Genomic DNA, 762 nt, shown 5'->3' with positions numbered 1-762 from the left:
TGCCCATGGAGCCGCTGTTGTGCCCTTCGATGGTGCCGCAGGTGGCGGGGGCGGTGGCTTCCTGGGGGAGCTTGGGGTCGAGTTCGCTCTTGCCCTTGCCGAAGTCGTACACGCCGTTGCCGTTGGGGTCGATGCCGTGCTGGACGACGTGCAGGTACGTGATGTTGTCGGCGACGGCCTGGGAGACGGTGATCGTCCGCGAGTAGGACAGGTTGCCGTCCTTGTCCGCGACCGGCATCCGGTCGACGGCGAGGCCGCTGGCCTTGGTGGTGTCGCCCTTGGTGGTGAGGGAGATGGTGATGTCGCCGTAGGCGGGCAGGCCCTCGGCGGTGGTGACGATGCCGTCGCCGTTCTTGTCGGCACTGGCGTCGGGGCAGGTGAAGTCGTGCCCGGTGGTGGATCCGTGGAGGTGCTGGGCGTGCGGCCGGCCCGGGACGAGGCCCTGGGCGTCGATCTTCACGGTGAGCTGGCGGCCCTGCAGGGTGAGCTGCGCGGTGCCGCGGGCGCCGGAGTCGTTCAGCTGCCGCAGGTCGGCCTGGTGGCTCCGGCCGTGCTGCGACTTCTGGCCCGCGTCGTCGGTGTCGTGGGCCAGGGCCGGGGCTGCCAAGGCGAGGGTGAGGGCGGCGGGCAGGGCCAGGAGGGTGGTCAGACGGGTGGAGCGTTTGGCTGTCATCGCGATGCATCCCCTTCCGGGGAGGTTTCACCGGCACGAGGCCAGATCGCGTTCGGACATTCGTCCCTTTCACCCTCCATTCGGCGCGA

1 protein-coding gene is annotated in these 762 nt (G+C 69.9%); it reads right to left on the bottom strand.

Going from position 1 to position 762, the window contains the following annotated elements; genetic code table 11:
* Window positions 1–673: hypothetical protein (locus IE245_RS36580; RefSeq protein ID WP_189955771.1), on the bottom strand; the 673-nt coding region annotated here is incomplete at its 3' end.
* Window positions 674–762 lie beyond the last annotated feature (89 nt).

Source organism: Streptomyces roseolus (genome assembly GCF_014649855.1).
Taxonomy (GTDB): Bacteria; Actinomycetota; Actinomycetes; order Streptomycetales; family Streptomycetaceae; genus Streptomyces; species Streptomyces roseolus.
The sequence above is the reverse complement of the archived record's forward strand: the minus strand, read 5'-3'. Positions and strand labels throughout refer to the sequence as shown.